The organism is Salinimonas sediminis (assembly GCF_003429285.1).
GTDB classification, from domain to species: domain Bacteria; phylum Pseudomonadota; class Gammaproteobacteria; order Enterobacterales; family Alteromonadaceae; genus Alteromonas; species Alteromonas indica.
Map to the genome: position 1 here is coordinate 528,638 of NZ_CP031769.1, position 21,077 is coordinate 549,714.

At 48.6% G+C, this 21,077-nt stretch carries 14 protein-coding genes; 4 read left to right on the plus strand and 10 right to left on the minus strand.

The features are described 5' to 3' along the window. Positions 1-8: 8 nt before the first annotated feature. Both D0Y50_RS02450 and D0Y50_RS02455 read left to right on the plus strand, forming a co-directional pair. Positions 9-1,031, plus strand: coding sequence for a response regulator (locus D0Y50_RS02450; protein ID WP_108565559.1), 1,023 nt, complete (start codon positions 9-11; stop codon positions 1,029-1,031). Next, positions 1,028-1,987 carry a sensor domain-containing diguanylate cyclase gene (locus D0Y50_RS02455; protein WP_108565558.1) on the plus strand — a complete coding sequence of 320 codons (960 nt, stop codon included), beginning with the start codon at positions 1,028-1,030 and terminating at the stop codon, positions 1,985-1,987. The genes D0Y50_RS02450 and D0Y50_RS02455 overlap by 4 nt, the downstream gene beginning before the upstream one ends. Before the next feature lie 55 nt (positions 1,988-2,042). Here the strand turns inward: D0Y50_RS02455 and D0Y50_RS02460 are convergent, their stop codons facing one another. The 6 genes from D0Y50_RS02460 to rapA form a co-directional block, all read right to left on the minus strand. Further along, on the minus strand, positions 2,043-4,223 hold the full coding sequence (locus D0Y50_RS02460) for a response regulator (RefSeq protein WP_117315297.1): 2,181 nt from the start codon (positions 4,221-4,223) through the stop codon (positions 2,043-2,045). 63 nt (positions 4,224-4,286) lie between these two features. Then, entirely contained in the window at positions 4,287-5,633 is a 1,347-nt protein-coding gene (locus D0Y50_RS02465; protein ID WP_117315300.1) for an AmpG family muropeptide MFS transporter, read from the minus strand. A gap of 53 nt (positions 5,634-5,686) precedes the next feature. After that, positions 5,687-6,046, minus strand: coding sequence for a hypothetical protein (locus tag D0Y50_RS02470; protein ID WP_408640674.1), 360 nt, complete (start codon positions 6,044-6,046; stop codon positions 5,687-5,689). Between the two features lie 130 nt (positions 6,047-6,176). Beyond that, a complete protein-coding gene (locus tag D0Y50_RS02475; RefSeq protein ID WP_117315302.1) occupies positions 6,177-7,010 on the minus strand; it encodes a DUF3530 family protein in 834 nt (277 codons plus the stop codon). 64 nt (positions 7,011-7,074) lie between these two features. Next, complete coding sequence (gene rluA / locus D0Y50_RS02480; protein ID WP_108565554.1) at positions 7,075-7,785, minus strand: bifunctional tRNA pseudouridine(32) synthase/23S rRNA pseudouridine(746) synthase RluA; 711 nt, start codon at positions 7,783-7,785, stop codon at positions 7,075-7,077. Next, the gene (rapA, locus tag D0Y50_RS02485; RefSeq protein ID WP_117315304.1) at positions 7,785-10,613 is read right to left on the minus strand and encodes an RNA polymerase-associated protein RapA; all 2,829 of its coding nucleotides are present in this window, start codon (positions 10,611-10,613) and stop codon (positions 7,785-7,787) included. Before rapA ends, rluA begins: the two co-directional genes overlap by 1 nt. 332 nt (positions 10,614-10,945) lie before the next feature. Here rapA and D0Y50_RS02490 point away from each other — a divergent pair, with 332 nt between their 5' ends. Next, the gene (locus tag D0Y50_RS02490; RefSeq protein WP_117315306.1) at positions 10,946-12,343 is read left to right on the plus strand and encodes a PhoH family protein; all 1,398 of its coding nucleotides are present in this window, start codon (positions 10,946-10,948) and stop codon (positions 12,341-12,343) included. A 536-nt stretch (positions 12,344-12,879) separates the two neighbouring features. Here the strand turns inward: D0Y50_RS02490 and D0Y50_RS02495 are convergent. The 3 genes from D0Y50_RS02495 to D0Y50_RS02505 form a co-directional block, all read right to left on the minus strand. After that, complete coding sequence (locus tag D0Y50_RS02495) at positions 12,880-13,827, minus strand: hypothetical protein (protein WP_117315308.1); 948 nt, start codon at positions 13,825-13,827, stop codon at positions 12,880-12,882. Between the two features lie 65 nt (positions 13,828-13,892). Further along, the gene (gene cysG, locus D0Y50_RS02500; RefSeq protein ID WP_117318610.1) at positions 13,893-15,287 is read right to left on the minus strand and encodes a siroheme synthase CysG; all 1,395 of its coding nucleotides are present in this window, start codon (positions 15,285-15,287) and stop codon (positions 13,893-13,895) included. 110 nt (positions 15,288-15,397) lie between these two features. Then, positions 15,398-17,113 (minus strand): DEAD/DEAH box helicase, encoded by a 1,716-nt coding sequence (locus D0Y50_RS02505; RefSeq protein WP_108565550.1) that lies wholly within the window; start codon positions 17,111-17,113, stop codon positions 15,398-15,400. Positions 17,114-17,331: 218 nt separating this feature from the next. Here D0Y50_RS02505 and prsT point away from each other — a divergent pair, with 218 nt between their 5' ends. Then, positions 17,332-20,106, plus strand: coding sequence for an XrtA/PEP-CTERM system TPR-repeat protein PrsT (gene prsT / locus D0Y50_RS02510; RefSeq protein WP_232366440.1), 2,775 nt, complete (start codon positions 17,332-17,334; stop codon positions 20,104-20,106). Positions 20,107-20,178: 72 nt separating this feature from the next. On the opposite strand, the gene D0Y50_RS02515 is transcribed toward prsT, so the two are convergent. Further along, on the minus strand, positions 20,179-20,985 hold the full coding sequence (locus D0Y50_RS02515) for an ion transporter (RefSeq protein WP_108565549.1): 807 nt from the start codon (positions 20,983-20,985) through the stop codon (positions 20,179-20,181). Positions 20,986-21,077: the final 92 nt, after the last annotated feature.

A 21,077-nucleotide genomic window follows, 5' to 3' on the forward strand; every position in this document is an offset into this window, starting at 1 on the left:
TTTGCTAGATGACCACGCCCGTGCTTATCTGCGATGATTCCGGTTTTGCCCGCAAGCAGATGGCTCGCGCTATACCCGAAGGTTGGGATGTGGCGTTGTCGTTTGCCAGTAATGGTGAAGAAGCCATTACTGCAATTCGCCAAGGCAAGGCCGATGTGGTGTTTCTGGATTTAAATATGCCGATAATGGACGGCTATCAAACCATGCAGGTCATTCGCGAAGAAGATTTGCCCTGTTTGGTGATAGTGGTTTCCGGCGATGTTCAGGAGCAAGCACGAAAACGTATGATTAGCATGGGGGCGCTGGATTTTATCCGCAAACCTATCGATAACCCCCGCCTGTGTGAATTACTAAGCCAATACGGTATTTATAACGGACAGGCGGCACCTGAACCGGCGTCAAAGCGGCTTTGCGCCAGCGACAGTACCGCTGAAGACAAGCTGGATGCTTATCGCGAACTGGTTAATGTCGCCATGGGCCGGGCGGGCGAAAACCTGGCTAAACTCCTGGGCGAGTTTATTGACTTACCAATCCCCAATGTCAATCTAATCGAAAGCAATGAGCTGCATATGGCCATTGCTGAAATACAGCATAATGAAAGCGTCTCCGCGGTATCTAAAGGGTTTGTGAGTGCCGGTATTAAAGGCGAAGCCCTGGTGATCTTTAACGACACTAATACCCATAATATTATTGAGCTATTGCAATACCGTGGTAAAGCCGATGATATTCAATTACAGCTTGAAGCATTGATGGATGTGTCGAACATTTTGACCGGCGCCTGTTTAAATGCGCTATCCGACCAACTGAATGTGAATTTCAGCCATAGTCAGCCAGAATTATTGGGCCGCCATCGTGGGCTGGATGTGTTGCTTAGCGACAATATCTCGCGCTGGAGTAAGGTGATGGCCGTAGAGATAGCGTATGCTATCAAAAGTCGTGATATCAGTTTTGACTTATTATTGTTGTTTCCCGACGATGCCATGGAAAAGATTTATACCCGGCTGATGTTGTTAGGGCAGGAGGCCATATGACACGCAATTACGCTGCGGCGGTGAACTGGCAGCAGGAATTACTTAGCTCAATAGAGGTGGGTATTGTTGTGCTGGATGAGAATTTCAGAGTTGAAGTCTGGAATCAGTTCATGGAAAACCATTCTGATATTCGTCCGGCGCAAATTTGTGGTCAGTCGTTGTTCCACCATTTTGACGATATTGACGAAAGCTGGCTGCGGGCGAAAGCGGAGCCGGTATTCAATTTACAAACGCCGGTTTTTTTAATTTGGGAACAACGGCCGTATTTATTTCGTTTCGGTTCCAACCGGCCAATTACCTCAGATTCAGCCTGTATGTACCAAAATGTCACTATGTTTCCGTTAACCTGCGATAACGGCCAAACCAAGCAATTATGTATGCTGGTGTACGACGTGACAGATCAAGCTTTGGGTAAACTGCGAGTAGAACGGCTGAACGAAGAACTCGAATACATGAGCCGGGTAGACGGCATGACTGGGTTGTATAACCGACGTTACTGGCAGGAACGGTTTGATAGCATTTTCAAACTTTATAAGCGCCGCGATGCTGAGGTAGCCGCAGTCATGCTGGATATCGACCATTTCAAAAAAATTAACGATACGTACGGTCATCAGGCCGGCGATAAAGTGATTCAGACCCTGGCCGGGCTAATCAACCAATGCATACGTGAAACCGACCTGGCCGGACGCTACGGGGGAGAGGAATTTGCATTGGTACTACCTGATGCCAATGCGCAGCAAGCCCACTTAGTAGCCGAGCGAATTCGGCTGGCTGCCGAAGCGGCCACAGTGCTACACGATGACCAGCCTATACGCTTTACAGTAAGCCTTGGGCTGGCCCCGTTTGACCACGAAGTGACCTCTGCTATGGCGTGGTTGGAGCAAGCAGACATGGCGCTTTACGATGCCAAAGCCAGTGGCCGCAATCTGGCCATTGTGTATAACGAAGAAGACTGAAAACAACAGTTGCGCCAAACGTTATCGGTTTGACCTACTGCGGCGCAGCAGTGTTTTAGCGAATCAGTAATGCCTGCTTCAGCGTATGGCGTAACTCCTGATATGCGACCGGCTTTATCAGATGGTAGCGGATGCCGGCCAAACGGGTAGCTTCACGATCGGCCTCATAAGCATGGGCGGTTACGGCGATCAGAGGTGTGGTAGTTCCGTTCAGCCTGATTTGCTCAGCTACCTGCAGACCGCTTTGATCCGGTAAATTGATATCCAGCAAAATCACATCAAAACGCCGCTTAAGGGTGGCATTGAGTGCTTCTTCTGCGGTAGAGGCCACCCAACACTTATAGCCTAAGTTTTCCACCATGGCTTTTAATATTTCCTGATTGATAGGCTCATCTTCTACCACCAGAATGTCAGCCTCGCGTTGTTCCACCCCTTTAAATGCCGTACTGGAAGCCAGGTGGTGTAACGCATCCACAAACCGGTTTCGGTCTACCGGTTTAACGAAGGTCTGCCATATTTGCAGATTGGAGCCATGCACCAGATTGGCTATGTCTGGGGTGGCGGAAATAAAGATAATGGGCGGCACAGCATCAGCGTACATAGCCTGCAGATTGGTAGATAATTCCATACCCGATAAGCCAGGCATAAAATAGTCCATTACAATGCCATTGTACTGTTTAATATCGCTTTGCCGGGTAAGCAGCTCCGCGCCGGAGCTAAAAGTATCCACGGAAAAACCCTGGGATTTAATCAGGTTGCTCAAGTGTTGACGCGAAATTTCGATATCATCAATGACAGCAAAGTGGCCGGGCTGGCGGGCCACCACACCGGTCTGTTCACTTTCCGCTATTTGCAATCCAAGGGACAGCATAAATGTTGTGCCATTTTTATCGGAACGCACCAGCTCAAGCTTACCGCCATTTGCTTCCAATTGCAGCTTTGCTACGCCAAGTCCCACGCCGGCGCCGGGGCAGTTGTTTTTACGTGCTTGTTCGCCGCGAAAAAAGGAATCAAAGATGAAAGGTTGCTCGCCGGTCGGGATGCCGGGGCCAGTGTCGGTAACGGTGACTGTAATAACATTACGTTCATCTTTTGCGGCCATTGCAAGAGTCACGGTTACCGCGCCACTATGGGTGAACTTAACCGCATTATCTAGTACGTTTTTTATGCTTTTAGAGAGTGCCACAGGCGGGCCAAATACGTACTGAGGAAGTGTTTCACTGCCCTTAATACTTAAGGTCAGGCCTTGTTGTTTACACTGGTAGGAATACACACTGATACATTCATCGATTAGTCGAATCAGATCAAATGGCTGGCCGGCGCGTTCCTGCTGAATTTCGGCGCTTGCCATTGTGTCTACCAGGTTATTGGTCAGGCTCAGTAACTGATGACAAGCTTGCGTGGCTTTTGCCGTAAGTTCTTTTTGTTTATCCAGCATATTAGGCAGTAACTCTAACGCGCCAATCATAGAGGCAATAGGCGTTCTGAACTCATGACTCATGCGGGCTAAAAACAGCTGTTTAGCAATGGCGGCTTCTCTTGCCTCGCGCTTTTGTTGAGCTGCATCATAATGCGCATCAAGGGCAAAGTCATGTTGCTCGAACATCAGCTTTTCAACTGGTCTGAATAATTTAAAAACGGTGATTAACATCGTTATCAGCATGAGTACATACGCTAAAATGGTTAGCCGTTTTTCTTTTTCAAAAGCATTACCTAAGCGGGCTTCAAATAAACTGACTGATTTGTCTAAGCGCCATAACAGCTCGGTTATTTCATCAATTGATAAAGGTGGGTAGCGGGTAATATCTGTTTCAGAGGCCATGCGTAAAGCGCGTTCGGCATACACCCTTACCTGGGTATCTAACGGCTGACGGCCGCCGAAATAATGTTCTTCAATCACCGCCGGCAATATATTTAGTTGGTTATCGCGGGGCTGACGGCCAACCAGAATTTCATGATTATCAGCGAATTCCTGAGCTCGACTGCTAAGTTCAGCTTTTAAAATAGCAACTTTTGCATGATTAGGCTCGTTTAACAATAAGCTCTCTATCAGTGCTATACGTTGCGACAGCATACGCTGTTTACCGGCAATATTGATAATGGCCGGTTGCAGGTCAATAGAGGTAATTTGATAATAGTTGTAGCCGAAAAATACCGTGATAATGATCGCAATAATACCGAAACCAAGCCGGTAGGTGCGGGCGATGGTTTGCTTGAGCTGACTTACCGTTATCATTGTTTTCCTGGCGGGTAAAAATCCTATTTAACAAAGATAGGTAATATTTTGCGGTTTTCCAAATTACATTTTTGCCGCGTTTTTTTCTGCGATAGCAATATCTTGCCGCAGTGTCCGCAAAAAAAGCAGCCCCGGTGTTACCATCACCGCCGTTAAAATAAAGAATAAACTCCAGTTACCATTGAGGCTATCCACTATCCAGCCGCTGCTGGTGGCCAGAGTATTTTTTCCTGCAACACTAAGCGATGCCATCAGCGCATACTGTGACGCCGAAAAGGTGCGATTACACATTAAACTGATAAACGCTACCATAGCCACTGTACTCCATGCTGAGGTAAACCCATCTACGATAATGGTCGCAGCAAATAAGCCTTTGCTGGGCCCCACCTCAGCAATCCAGGCAAACATAAGGTTGCTGGCCGCCATCGCCAGACCCGCGATGAATAACCCGCGATAAATACCGTAGCGAATATTCATCAGGCCACCGATCACCGAAAATATAATGGTAACCCACCAGTTCAGCAGTTTGGAATAATAGCCAATATCAGTATTGCTGAACCCAACTTCTTTATAGAACACAATACTCATACGGCCCAGAAAGGCTTCACCGAGCTTGAACAGGAAAATAAATGCCAAAATTGATAAAGCCAGCCGGACCCCATTGCGGCTGAAAAATTCGCGAAAAGGTTCAATTAAAGCAACCGCTAGCCAGGCGATAAGCCCGGATAACGCGGTGCTGGCGCCTTTAGTGGCTTGTGCGTACCTGGCCTGGGCCTGTTGCACAAGCGCTGCCCGGTCTATGTCAGGCTCTTTTGCCAGCAGCGTGAATACCGCTATGCTGGCCATAATGCCTGCCAGCAATAAATAAATATCAGACCAGCTCCAGCCGGGTAAGTCTGCAATCACAAAGGGGAGGGCGCCAAGCCCGCCGTAACCCGTCCACCACCCAGCAGTCGCCAATGACGATGCTGCTGATAGTTTATCTTTCTCATTATCCGCAATAATATCAATTCGATAGGCGTCTATGGCGATATCCTGGGTGGCCGAGAAAATGGCGATAAGCAGACCCAGTAAAGCCATGGTGTACAGTGCGTTTTGTACATCCAGCGTCGACATGTACATACAGCACCCAGCAATAGCCAGTTGCATAGTAACTATCCAGCCCCGGCGCTGCCCTAACCAGGGTAGCCGAAGACGGTCAAGCAGCGGAGACCACAAAAAGTTAAACGCATAGACGTTAAAAATAATGCCAAACAAGCCAATGCTGGCCCGGGATAATCCTTCGTCAGACAACCACGCTGACATCACCGAGCCTATCATGACAAAAGGGAAACCACTGGAGATACCAAACAGAAAAATACTTAATAACCGACGATCGCGGTAGGCATTAAGAAGTTGCAATAACGACATAGGAGGTCAGCTTAGAACAAATGAGAAGCGCAGGAGGGAAAATATAATGTGTCTCAGGGACGAATACCAATGCAATCTGCCGGACAGGCACCTTTACCTTCCAGATAATTTGCACAACCTTGAAGTTCTTCAATAAGCTCATCATCGTACATCAGCTTTTCAGCATCCCAGAAATGCATTTGATGCAATAAATGCCAGAAGGCGCGCTCTTTACTGGAATAGGGCTGTGACAAATCGTAGTCAACCTGACTCCACTCTTCAAGGATGTCCCAGAAGAAGAGTTCCAGTTCGCTATAGGCAATCTGATTACCCCAAAAACCCCGGAGGTAATAGCATAGCTGCTTCGCTTTGTTATCTATAAAGGCATTTACTTTCACTAAGCCAGAGCCGGTTATGTTGTTATTTTTGTCCAAGTATAGTTTGTTATTTGCCGATTTCATCCTGCTTATTAGTAAAACAAACAGAACGTTGAAATGCCAGTAAAAAAAGTTCTTATTTGCATTTGGCGGAAAACCCGCGGCGCTACGCTGCCTGGTAACCTCGCTACCACCCCAGATAATCCACCCAACCATAGATGGTTTTGCCCACCTGATTAACGAATACTGAGCCCAGTTGGGTATCCAGCGACGAGCCTGCAAAATCGTCACTGATAGCTTGGTGACGGTAGTGTAATTTGAGATTAACAGTAGCCTGGCGTGCCCGTTCCGATGCGGTAAGTGCTGACCATCGGTTACGCAGTCCACCACTGATATCCAATACCGGGGTGGGGCTATCTTTTAGATACTGAGCAATCCGCTGGTTTAATCCCGCCTGAGGCCAAAAAGGCGCAATCGTTACCAATGAATCGGTGGCTGGCAACTTGTTTTGGGCATCCAGTTTTAACACACTTGCGGCGCTCATACCCTGGCTGATAACCAGTCGGTAGCCAGGCTCCCTGTCTACCGCAGCAAACGCTGCATTAAGAATAAGCATTACCTGGGTGTCCCAGTCGGTCGCATCTACCCAGCTATGGCTGCTATCAGTAAAGCGGGTAATCTCAGTGGGCGCGCCGTTTTCTGTATTTTGCGCAACAGTGTTAATTTCAACCGGTGCTATCAACACATGCCAACCCCAGCGACTCATCCGCTGAGATAATTGCCAGGCGCCAGGTAAGGTCAGCCCCTGATAACCGGTTTCCACCAGAATAATGGCTACGCCACGAGGTAAAGTGGTTCGCGAAGAGGTTTGCAGCACAGTGAGCGCATCTTCGCCAGCACTAAGGGCAAGATGCTGCTCGCCAGGATAGCGGGCTTTAAGTTCTTCAGACAGCATCGACGCATGGCCAATACATACCCACATACTAAGCGTTGCGGTAATCAATAAGCGGGGTAAACGCATAACAATCTGCCTGGGTCGTAAATACTACAAAGGGTAGTACGGTATCGGCCAGGCAGACCAAAACTTAATCGTTGATATACTCGGGTAACGCCAGGGCGGGGGGCTGATAATCACTAAAGGGAATGGGCGTCACAAAATGACACCACTGCTGGGTATGCGGATGCCGGATAATCAACGTCTGCGCATGTAACTGTAAACGGGGCGCCATTGCTTTCCCCTCGGCATCGGCGTATAGCCTATCCCCCAATATTGGGTGGCCCAAAGCTAGCATATGCACCCGTAACTGATGCGAACGTCCGGTCACCGGTTTAAGCGCCACCAGAGTTTCGTTATCTTGGCGTTGGATCACAGTATAATAGGTCAGTGACGACTTACCTTTTTGGTGGTCTACCATTTGTTTGGGACGATTTGGCCAGTCACAAATCAGCGGCAAATCGACCATTCCACCAGGTTGAGTCATGCGGCCTTTAACCCGCGCAAAATAACGCTTTTGTGTTTGGCGGGTAGCAAACTGATGTGACAGATAGCGATTACTGTCTTTGCTCATGGCCATTATCATAATACCTGATGTAGCCATATCCAGCCGATGCACCACCGACGCGCTGGGATAAACCCGTTGCACCCGGTTTATCAAAGCATCTTTATGCGCGGCAGCTTTTCCAGGGACACTAAGCAGCCCACTGGGCTTATTAGCCACAATAATAGCCTCATCCTGATATAAAATATCAAGATAAGGCGACATTGGTGGATCGTATACAAACGAAGGATTTGCCATTAAGGGTTGTTCACTACGATTCGCAGTGCATCCAGCTGAACTTCAGCTTGCTCGAATGCTTTGGTCAATTCACTGAGCTGATTGTCAATAAAGCTGATTTCACTGTCACGGATGGCCGGGTTCTGTTTTTGTAATGCCTGCAAACGGCTCATTTCGTCACGTAGGGAGGTCTGCATACTGATCCGCGCTGCCTGCAATAAAGCATCGGCTTTAATCTGAGCAAGCTGGCGGGCGGTCTCAATTTGCTTATTTACCGGATCTTTTAATGCTTGCAGCAATTGCTGGGCGATCTTCTTGTTCGCCCGGCGGGTTTTATCGAAACTGATATCACTGGCTTCACCCTCAGCATCAATGCACAGTTTAATGGGTGTTTGGGGTAAAAAACGGTGCGCCTGTAAATGGGCAGGGGCGTTTACCCCTAGTACAAATAGTGCCTCAAGCCAGTAGGCACCTTTTGGCAGCATCCGATCGCCAATAAAACCTAAGCTGGCCTTACCCACCGTGTCGGTTAAGATAAGATCTACTGCATTATGTACTAGCGGGTGATCCCAGCTAATATAATGTACATGCTCTAAGGTAGTGGCCACACGCCGTCTGAAGGTAATTGTCATACCATCAGGATCAAGCCCTGGCAGGTTGTTTATCATCGACTCGCCGGGGCTGATAATAAAGCAATCATCACCTTTTTCTTCCTGATTGATACCGATTGCATCAAACAGCCATGACATAAATTCTGGAAGATGACTATTCGCATCTTCCGCAATGATGTCATCAAGCAAATCTTCAACTTTACCCTGACCGGAGGCGTTTAATTCCAATAAACGATCGCGGCCCTGGTCGAGTTGTTGTTTAAGTGTGGTGTTAAGCGTTCGGCTTTCAGCGATTAATTCCTCCAGCCCAGCCTCATCTTCGGGCATCTCCAAACAGCTTAACAGTTGGCCTTCAACTTGCTGATATACTGCCGCGCCGGTGGGGCAGGTTTGGTTAAACGCGTTTAGACCCTCGTCATACCAGCGCAACAATACCGCCTGCGCAGAATCTTCCAAATAAGGAATATGAATCTGAATATCTTCAGTTTGGCCAATGCGGTCAAGGCGCCCAATTCGCTGTTCCAGTAAATCAGGTGTCATGGGTAAATCAAATAACACCAGATGATGCGCAAACTGAAAGTTGCGGCCTTCACTGCCTATTTCACTGCACAGTAAGATTTGGGCACCTTCTTCGGCGTCCGCAAAGAAATGGGCGGCTTTGTCGCGCTCCACAATACTCATGCCTTCATGAAATACGCTATGGCGAATACCGGTACGCTGGCGGATGGCCTCGCCCAATTGCTGTGCGGTAATTGCACTGGCACATATAAGCAGAACTTTTTCAGGTTTCACCGTTGGCAGGAACGCCAGCAACCACTCTACTCTGGGATCCAGTTCTGTCCAGATATCGACCAGGGCAGCCTGGCGTTCAGGGTACAAGGCCTGCTGTAAATCGCTTTCCACAGCAAGCGCATCTTCATATACATCGGGCAACGGTTGTGCGTAGGTATTTAGCTCGCGCGCGGGGAAGCCGCTAATCCCGGCCCGACGATTTCTGAATAACAAGCGGCCAGTACCATGGCGGTCAATTAGCCGGTGTAGTAGCGCATCACGTTCGTCCATGTCATTCAGGTTAGTCAGTGCGGCGGTGCTATTGGGGGCTAATTCTTCAAGCCGGGCAAGCTGTGTATCGTCCAGCTCGCCGTCTTCCAATAATGGAGCCACGGCTTCAGCCAGCTCGCTATAATGACTTTCCTCTTCTAAAAATCGCTCATAGCGATGAAAACGGGCGGCATCAAGCAGACGTAATCGGGCAAAGTGACTTTCATGACCCAACTGATCGGGTGTCGCGGTTAACAATAATACGCCCGGCACCTGTTGGGCTAAAGCTTCAATACACTGGTAGCCTGCTGAAGGCGCGTCAGGTGACCAGGCTAAATGATGTGCTTCATCGACTACCAGCATATCCCAGCCCGCAGCCAATGCCTGTTCATGGCGTTTTGTGCTACCGGTTAAAAAGCTTAGGCTACACAGCACCAATTGTTCTTGTTCAAACGGGTTGTCACCGTCTTCATCCATCGCCTGGCAGCGGTCTTCGTCGAACACTGAAAAAGCCAGGTTCACCCGCCGTAGCATCTCTACCAACCATTGGTGTACCAGCGAATCGGGTACGACAATCAGGACACGTTGGGCGCGCGAGGTCTTTAACTGTTGGTGAATAATTAGCGCCGCTTCAATGGTTTTACCTAAACCAACTTCATCGGCCAGTAATACCCGCGGGGCATTTCGGTTCCCCACCTGAGAGGCAATATGCAGCTGATGCGGAATCAACTCTATCCGCGCACCGGCCAGGCCAATTATTGATGAGCGATAGTAATCACTTAAATAAGTAAATGCTCGCAGCCGCAAATCAAACCATTTTGGCTTATCGTGCTGCATACTCATTAAACGTTGTTCTGGCTGATTCAGCCGAATTTGGTGATCAAGCAGGGTTTCAGGTAACTTCGCTGACGCTTGGGTGTCGCGACGGGTACCATAATAAATTATCGCGCCGTGGCTGAGCTCGGTCGACGTTACGGTCATGGTCCAGCCATCCTGGCTTTTAATATCGTCACCTTCGGCGAATGTTAGCCGTGTGAGGGGCGCATCATGCTTTGTATATTTACGGCTATCGCCGGTGGCTGGGAAATAGACCTCTACAGAACGTCCGTCCTGATTAATAATCGCGCCTAACCCTAGCTCTGATTCCGTATTACTTAGCCAACGCTGGCCCACAGCGTATTCGCTTACTGAACTCATGTTTTCTCTGGTCGCTTATAATAAAAGGGCGGTATTGTACTTATCCGATAGCCGCGAATAAAGTTTACTTCATGAAAAAAATTCCGCGCGGTTAAATACACCACAAATTTGGCTAAAGCCTTACCAGGGTACGTCATCCTAAAGCCACAATGTGACAAAAAAATAAATCCACAAAAGGCGTGCGCATCTGCAAAATCTGGATTATGGTGAAAGTGTAAGTCGATACGACACGGAAACTGGGTCGTTACGTTCGGCCCAACAATTTCCTTCTCGCATCGTCTGCTGCACGTCAGTGATTCAGACGGGCATGGTTTTATTTACCGGAGTGAAGGATGCCTAGAAAAAAATCCAACGAAACCAAAATCTACGTCCTCGACACCAACATTCTGCTTCACGAACCTTACGCCTTTCTCTCTTTCAAAGAACATGATGTCGTTGTACCAATGACCGTGCTGGAAGAACTGGATTATATCAAAGACAGTAAAAAAGACGTAGCCCGTGATGCCAGAGTGTCGATTCGTTCGATGGAAGATCTTTTGCATGACGCTACCCCGGAGCAAATGCTGGCGGGAGTCAGTATGGCGGGGCTCGGCGCGGGTAAAGACGCCCCGACCGGCGCATTATCTATATTTGCTGATCTTAACATGATGGAGGCCCAGCAAGTATTCACCAGTAACGAAAATGACAACCGCATTATTAATGTGGCGTTACATCTGCAAAAAACCTATGCACCCCAGCAAATCGTCCTGGTTACCAAAGACCTCAACATGCGGCTAAAAGCCAAAGGGGCCGGCCTTGCCCATGTCGAAGACTACCGTACTGACCAGCTGATTAGCGATATTAAATATCTGTCGCGTGGCTATCATGAGTTCGCGGGTAATTTTTGGGATCAGGTTAAATCTGTGGAGAGTCGCTCGGAAGGGCGCGATACCATTCACACCTTACCGCGTAATGTCTTGCCCGAAGCTTATGTAAACGAGTTTTTGCTGGACGACAGTAAACAGTTCGCCGGCCTGGTTGAGTCGATGGATGATGAACACCTTGAAGTGCTGGATTTGGGCTATGAGCGTTTAATGAGCCGACATGCATGGGGCATATCGCCGAAAAACGTAGGGCAGGCGATGGCCCTGCATGCATTGCTCGATGCGCATATTGACCTGGTTATTCTCACCGGGCCGGCCGGTAGCGGTAAAACCTTACTGGCACTGGCTGCTGCGCTGGAAATGGTGGTCGAAAAAAACATGTACGACAAAATCATTGTAACGCGTAGTACCCCGGATATTGCCGAATCTATTGGTTTTCTGCCCGGTACCGAAGAAGAAAAGATGGCGCCCTGGCTGGCTGCTATTACCGATTCGCTGGAGGTCCTGCACAAACATGATGAGAACGCTAAAAGCTCCATGAATTACATAATGGAGAAAGCCAATATACAGTTTAAGTCGGTGAATTTTATGCGCGGCCGTAGCATTCAAAATTCTATAGTGATTTTGGATGAGTCACAAAACCTCACGGCATCACAGCTTAAAACAATCATAACCCGTTGCGGGGAGGGCACTAAGTTGATTTGCAGTGGTAACCTGGCGCAGATAGACAGTAATTATCTCTCGCCGGTGACGTCTGGCTTAACCTACCTGGTAGAGAAATTTAAAAACTTTTCGGGCAGTGCCACCATTAATCTGGATGGGGTCGTGCGCTCGCGTCTGGCCCAGTTTGCAGAGGAACAAATGTAAGCACGGGGTAGCAGTAGTTTACGTACCTAACAACAACGCCGGGATGGCCCTACAGGCACCCGGCTTTTTATTACCCCACGATAATCGGGTGCCTATAGCCTCCAGTGTATACCTGGAATAGAAAGCGATAGCCGCGTAGTGGGCCTGGGTAAGTAGCCCAAACACGTACTTTTTTCACGTCTTCTCAAAGCCTTAACGTAATTAGCCGGCTAAGGCTGGGCGCCAGCTCTGTGAGCGAAACTGGCTAAGCCGGGGCGAGTGTGGGCTTTAGTCGCGCGTTACTTGCTTTGGGTGAAGATAGTCAGACCACCTATGTATGAAGGCGATGACTACGTACTGGCCCTGTTTCTGACGCTTACCCTGATTCAGAGCCTCTAAACGTCGCGCTCTTCGTGCCGTAGGCTAAAACAGCGCAATCCGCATCGAATGCCGCGCCGCCCGCGTCATTAGGTGAGATCGCATTTACTTATATCGACCTTATTTTGCTGTTGGTTTCAATAGACCTGGTTGGCGAAGCCGCAGCGGATAAGCCAGCATTACAGCGCCTCTACGGTGTAATGTCCGTTAGCTAGGTGGCGGTAAGTCTGTTCAGCGACTTCACCGAAAGGTAGCTGGGCGGGACCGGTGGGTTCAAACAAAATATAGGTATTACCGTCATGATCAATAGTTTGCTCGCCTTTTTTGGGGGTCAGCGCCACGCCTAATAAAGCATGTTGGGGTAACAGAACTAAAATAAGCGGTGTATCGGGTAAAAAAGCGCGGGTAATAGCGGCTGTTAACACAGACTTGCTGTCACAGTCGCCTTGATTGGATGCCAACAAACGCGCGGGCGGGTTAAAGCCCGCCCCGCTGTTTTGCGAGCGATCTTCAAGGGTATCGTAGGGGATTGACTGCACCCAGCTTAACAACAAATCGAAATACCGGCGGGCATCTGAAGTTTGTTCTATTTGCTCGTAAATAGCCTGCGATAGCGGTACCAGCGGCTTAGTATATTCAGCTACATACCGGGCATGGTCAGGTTTAACCGCCGATTCATTAAACACGGTGGTATAACGGGTATAGTAATGTTCTTGTAAAAAAGCGTCGAAGGCGGCTTCTTTGGTTTGCTTTAATGAGGTGCTTAACTGTTGATTAAGCGCCTGACTGGTTGAGCGGACCGCAATCTGAACCCCATCATTTTGCTGGGTGATATTTACACGCGCCTGCTTGGGATCCACCTCTCGGGCAGCCTTTACCAACGCCACATAAATGTAGCGTTGTACTCTAGCCTGGGTGTAGCGAACCGGTTCGCCCGGGGCGCGGGCCAGCGCCTGCGCATCCAAAGTAAAGGTCAACTCTTGCTCTGCTTGCTGGAAATCTTCCCAGCGATACTGATAGGTTAACTGCGCTTCCTCACGCTGGCTGTCAAACATTAACTGGCGGGCCGCTGCACTGGGCAGACCGTTCCACACCACTACACATAACAGGGCCACACATACGCGCATAGTATACTGCCTTTGTCGCTCACTATGTGGGCACTATACTACGGCGAATCGAAAATGTAAGTTGTTTAATTTTTGCCCGGCGTAAACCAGTCCAGTTGTTTATGCAGGGATACCACAGACCCCACAATAATCAGTGTGGGTGGCTTTAACAGCGCCGTTTGCGGATTGTCATTAATATCGGCCAAGGTACCGGTGACGACTTTTTGTTCTGCTAACGTAGCCTGCTGAACCAATGCAATAGGCGTGGTATCTGCCAATCCATGTGCCATCAGCTTCTGACAAATAATAGGTAAACCCGTTAACCCCATATAAAAGACCAGAGTCTGGTTACTGTGCGCCAATGCTGACCAGTTTAAATCGATAGTACCGTCTTTTAGGTGGCCCGTCGCAAACAACACTGATTGGGCATGATCGCGATGGGTTAGGGGGATGCCGGCATAACTGGCCGCGCCACTGGCAGCCGTAATTCCGGGCACTACCTGAAAGTCGATGTCGTGTTCAATGAGGGTTTGGATTTCTTCACCACCACGGCCAAAAATGAACGGATCGCCGCCTTTCAGTCTGACTACCCGGTTACCTTTTTTCGCCTCTGTTACCATCAGCATGTTGATGTCATCCTGAGGCAGAGTATGGTTACTTTTGGCTTTACCCACATACACTTTTTCTGCATCGCGGCGTACCAGTTCCAGGATCTGCGGTGACACTAAACGGTCATACACTACCACGTCGGCTTTTTGCATTAAACGCAGGGCCCGAAAGGTCAGTAAATCTGGATCGCCTGGTCCGGCACCAACCAGATAAACCTGGCCCTGGGGCTGCTGATCATTGGCCGCAGCGTGTAAAGCCTGTTCAAAATAGTGTTCGGCTTTTTGCTGCTGACCTTTTTCTACCAGCTCGGCAATATCGCCATCGAGCACATCTTCCCAAAAGTACCGGCGTGCGGTTACGCCTTTTAATGTTTGCTTTACCGTGTCGCGAAACTTTTCGGAAAAACGGCCTAATGCGCTAATATTCGCCGGAATCACACTTTCCAGCTTTTGCCGTAAATAGCGCAATAGCACCGGCGCCACCCCGCCACTACTTAGCGCAATGGTTATGGGCGAACGGTCTATAATAGAAGGCGTTATAAACTGGCACAATGGCGTATTATCTACCACATTCACCAGAATTTTGCGGGCGCGTGCTACATCATGAATATGGGCGTTTAAGGTCTCATCATCGGTGGCCACAAAGACCATTTCGATATCCGTTAAATCGGTATCAGTAAAGCTGCGGTTTACCAGCGTTACTTGCGGATGATCTGCATAACTTCTTACAGTATTGCATATATCAGGTGCCACCACGGTGACATGGGCGGGGCTTTTAAGCATCAGTTCCAGCTTACGCGCTGCTACTTCACCTGCGCCGACAATCAAACATCGCAAGTTTTGTGCATCAATAAATACTGGAAAATAACGCATCGTTTTACCTAATACCACATACAAGAAAAGCGTCATTCTGACGCTTTTCTTTACTTATGAGAAACAACAAAAACCAACTTTATATTGCTTTTTGTTATATACCTATGCCATTAACGTTTTGGTGGCCCTTTACGCTTGGGTGGGGTATCTGACCACTCGCGCAAGTTAAGGCGCTGGCCGGCTACCCGTGCTTTACGCAGGATATCTTTGGTCGGCTCTGGCATGGCATCTGGCAAGTCAACGGTACTATACGTATCGAAGATTTCAATAGCGCCAATGTTTTTGCTTTTCAGGTTTGCTTCATTGGCAATCGCACCAACGATGTTGCCTGGCTTAGCACCATGCGAGTGTCCTACCTCTATGCGAAAACGTTGCATACCAGCTTCTGGCTTTCCACGGGCTTTGGTAGGCTTACGACGCTCACCACCACGGCCACGTTCGCCGCCACGGTCATTACGCTCATTATAATCACGCGGTGGCTTACTGTTTAGATCAGGACGGTCGCCTTCTTTAAGCAGTAACGGCTCATCACCCTGCGCCAATTTAATTAGCGCAGCAATTAGCCGCTCAGGTGCCGCTTCGGTTTCTTTTTGCAGGGTTTCAACTAATGACATCAGCGATTCAATGCTGTCATCATTACACGCTTCAACAACTGATTGTTTAAAACGCGAAAGCCGGGTTTCGTTCAATTCGCTGATCGAAGGGATCGGCATTTGTTCGATAGCCTGCCGAGTGGTTTTCTCGATGGCGAATAACAAACGCTTTTCACGATGCGAGATAAACAAAATCGCATCACCGGCCCGGCCGGCACGGCCAGTACGGCCTATACGGTGAACGTAAGACTCTGTATCGTAAGGAATGTCATAGTTGATAACATGGCTAACACGCTCAACGTCCAGCCCACGCGCTACAACGTCAGTGGCTACCAGAATATCGATAGCACCCTGTTTCAGCTTCTCTACCGTCCGCTCCCGGGCATTCTGAGGAATGTCACCATTAAGCGGCTCTACATCGTAACCGCGAGCAGAAAGCTTGTCGGCCAGTTCAACTGTGGCTGTTTTAGTACGTACGAAAATAATAACCGCATCAAACGGTTCTACTTCCATAATACGCGTCAGCGCTTCAAGTTTGTGATGCCCTGCAATCTGGCAGTAACGTTGACGAATTGTCGACGCAGTAGAGACTTTAGAGGCAATTTTCACATGCTTAGGATCTTTCAGATAACGCTGAGTGATCTTTTTGATTGGCCCGGGCATGGTGGCAGAAAACAGCGCAGTCTGGCGGGTGGCCGGGGCATTAGACAAAATGGTTTCAACATCATCAATGAAACCCATCCGTAGCATTTCATCGGCTTCATCCAGCACCAAAAAGCGCAGTTCGCTTAGGTTTAGCGTTTTGCGATTAATGTGGTCAATAATTCGGCCTGGGGTACCCACTACTACCTGAACGCCACGTTTTAACTGACGAATCTGATTGTCATAAGACTGTCCACCGTAAACCGGTAGTACTTTAATTTTTTTGGAGAAGCTAGCATAGACCTGAAACGCTTCAGCAACCTGGATCGCCAATTCACGGGTCGGTGCCAGTACCAACAACTGTGGGAGCTTGGCTTCTGGGTCAATATTGGCCAGCATTGGCAGGGCAAACGCGGCGGTTTTTCCTGTTCCGGTCTGGGCTTGGCCAAGCAGGTCATGGCCCTGCATTAGCAATGGAATACTTTCAGCCTGGATCGGCGAGGGTTTCTCATAGCCAACCTTTTCCAGTGCTTGTAAGATGGGTTCTGGAAGGTTGAGGTCTTTAAATGTCAAATCGACAGTAGTGGTCATTCAGGATCCTGATGGGTAAGGCGGGCACAGCTTCGTAAATGCTGGCATGTGTTGCAAAAGCGATATTATAAGGCATTCGCGCTCCAGATACCATTTAATCCGGGCAAGATCGCATCAAAAATGGATGATTTTTTCGTCAGCTGAACTGGATTATTCGACAACGAAAGGTAAACTCCCCGTTGCCAAACAAAAACATAACAAATAAAGCAGGTGTAAGGATGAAGCTAATTTCGGCAGGTAAAAAAATTATCATGCCCATGTGTATCGCATTAGCGGTATCAGGGGCATTGTCAGGCTGTAGCGAAAAATCAATGGATGAGCACCTGACCATGGCACGCGATTATGCGCAGCGTCAGGATACACAAGCGGCAGTAATCGAATACAAAAATGCTATTCGGCAGAACCCCCAAGCGCCAGCACCGCGATTTGAGTTGGGGCGTCTTTATTTAATGAGCAACCAGTTTGAAGCGGCCGAAAAAGAACTCAACCGCGCGATAGAATTAGGCCATCCGGCATCGGCAGTAATTCCGCTGTTATCTCAGGCTTACCAACAAACGGGGGCTGAAAACGCGCTAGTCGAGATGGATTACCAGGTTGCCGGGATGAGCCCGCAAGAGCAGGCTGAAGTTGGCTTTTATAAACTACAAGCGTTAGCCCAGCTGGACAAAAAAACCGAAGCGCAGGCGCTTATAAGTGAATTACGCGAACTTGATAGCGACTCGGTTTATATCGGGCTCAGTGAAGCGTATGCAGACATTTTAAACACCGATTACCCGGCGGCCCTGGAAAAAACCGAACAACTAGCCGAGCAGGCGCCCGACAATAAAGATGTACTGCAACAACTTGGCCGCTTATACGCGTTGACCAAGCAGCCCGCCGAAGCCATTGACGTGTATAAACAATACGTTGAGCTGTATCCGGCCGATATCACTAAACAGTTCGCTTTGATTGGTTTGCTGATTGAAAATCGTCGAACCGAAGAAGCCCAACCATATGTCACGCCGTTATTAAAAAAACACCCCAAAAACGGCCTGCTTAATCAGTATCAAGGCTTGATTGACTCAACCCTGGGGAGGTTTGAAAGCGCTCAGCGGCATTTGGAAAAAGCTATTCAATCTGGACAAAGCGGCCCTGCGGCGCGCCTGGTAGCCGGATTTTCGGCTTACCAACTGCAAGACTTTGCCGCGGCCAGCCAACATTTGTCAATGGTCGCCTCTACGTTACCTGATAACCATCCTGGCCTGCGCATGTTGGCTGACAGCTTATTGCGCCAAGGCGAAAATGAAGAAGCCTCAGATATATTAAACCGGGTCGGGGGCAATACCGAGCAGGACGCCGAATTGTTTTCTAAAGCTGGCTTCCAATTGCTGCGTGAAGGCAATATGGTCGATGCGAAGAAAATGATAGAAAAAAGCGGCGAGCTGAGCACCAGCGCTGCCGATCTCGCGCGGTTGGGTGTATTGCAACTGTCAGTTAACGATATCGAGGGTATTGTTAACTTAGAAACGGCACTGGAAAAAGCCCCGGATAACGTGGCTACGCAAAAAACATTGATGGCCGCTTATGTGAGCACCGGGCAACAGCAAAAAGCCCGCGAGCTTGCTAAGCAATGGCTCGAACAAAGCCCCGATGACGCAGTACCGTATATCTATCTGGCGGAACTGGCCATGAAAGATAACGACATGGCGCAGGCGAAAAAACTGTTGGAGAGTGCTAAAGCACGGGCTCCGCAAAGTCGCGAGCTTACCCTGGCCAGTATCAAGTTCGATATTATTGCCCAGGACTATGGCGCCGCTCAACAGCGGTTAGAAAAGCTGCTAAAGCAGAATCCGGCTGATACCCAGGCATTATCGTTATTGTATTCCCTGGCGCAGGGCGAAAGTGCACAAGCGGTGGAGAAAATACAAAAACGTACCGCGGCGGCATTACAGCAGGCACAGGATAATATGTCACTGCGTATCTTGCTGGCCCGAATGCAATTTGCGCAGCAGCAATACGCCGACGTTCTGACTACCCTGAATTCTATTAAGGCTGATACAGCAGCGCCGGTAACATTCTGGAATTTAAAAGGGCAGGCATTAATTCGAACAAATGATGTGGCTAAAGCCAACACCCATTACAAACAATGGGTAAATTTGTATCCGCTGGATAAAACGGCGGTATTGGGCAAGCTGCTATTAAATGACGCCCAGGGTAAATACAAAGAGGCACTAGTCACGGTCAATCAGTTTTTGGAGAAGCGCCCAGATACGCAAATTCAGGTATTGAAAGCGTATTTTCTTGGTTTGCAGCAAAAGACCAAGGAAGCTCGGCGTTCTTTGCAAGAAGTGCCTGAACAGGTGCTCAGTTTACCCTTCGTAAAAGGGATTACGGCGCGATTAAGCCTGCTTGAAGGAAATAGCGAGGCGGCGCTGGCAGATGCTAAAGTCGCCTATGAACATGCGCAAAACCCCAAAAACACCTTATTGGTGGTTGCCGGGTATGAAAGCAGTGGGCAGCGTCAGCAAGCCTTTGAGTTTTTACAACAGCACTATAATAATTATCCGCAGGATGTGCGCTCCGCCTTGTTGTATGCCGAACGAATGATTAGCCAGAATCCGGCCGAAGCTGCACAAATTTACGCAAAACTGTTGAACGCTATGCCAGAGAACTTCGTAGTACTGAATAATTTAGCGTATTTGTACCTGGAGCAAGGACAGATTGCTGATGCAGAGCCATTGGCCCGGCGTGCAGTGGCGTTACAGCCTAAAAATGCGGAGGCTGTGGATACTTTGGCACAAATACTGAAGCAGCAACAAAAAACCGCTGAGGCGCTCAGTTTTTATGACAAGATTAAGATTGAAAATGTGGGCAGTGACGCGGTCTATCTTAACTACGTTGAGTTACTGATCACAGCACAACAACGCCAGCTAGCCAAGCGTCGCCTGGACTCCCGGCAGTTTTCCCAGCCCGAAGACCAACAGCGCGCCCAGGCTCTACGCGAAACATTGTAAATGCTTTCACCCATGCGGCCGCTGGCCGTACGGGTGAATTATTGAAAGCAAAGATACGCTTATCGCCCATTCTTAGTCGCGTTCGCGTTGTTTAAGCTGGGCTTTCAAAGCTTTTATTTCCTGCATGATTTCGCTCAGGCTGGGCTCATCGCTTTGTTCCTCGGCCTCCATTCGCGCCTTAGCGTTTTCCTGCTCCATCACATTGACCACAATACCAATTACCATATTTAGAAACGCAAAAGCGGTAAAAAAGATAAAGCTAAGATAAAACGCCCAACTCAGCGGGTACACTTCCATGGTTTCATACATTACATCGGTCCAGTCTTCAAAGGTCATAACCCTGAACAACGTCAGTAAAGAGATAGAAATGTCGCCCCATAACACAGGGTTTATTGCTTCAAATAATGTACTGCCAATCGCCGCGTAAATATAAAAAATGATAAACATCAGCAGCATAACGTAGCCTAGCTGGGGCAGAGCTTTGACCAAAGAAACCAGCAATATACGCAGTTCGGGAATAAACGAAACCATCCGTAATACCCGAAACACACGCACCAGTCTGCCTACTACGGCCAACTCAGCATTATCAGCCGGTATCAGTGAAACCACGACAATCAACGAATCAAACCAGTTCCAGAAGCTTTTGAAAAAATGCTTTTTATGTTTTTCGGCCATAAACCGAATGGCGATTTCGGTTAGAAAGAAAAAGCTGATAAACCAGTCTAAGAGTAAGGTGATAGTGCCAAACGGGGCGGGGATATCGTATGTTTTGGCCCCCACCAGCAGCGCCGAAAACACAATAACAATAATAACAAAGGTCTCAAATAGCTTGTTCGCGCGGACAGCCTCGAAACGATCTTGTAGTTCAACAGCTTGCATGAATGTATCTTCAATATCAAAGGGGTTAATTACATTCAGGGTTATTGCAATAAGCGGCGAAATATTAGACTATAGTTCATCTGATTTCGGCG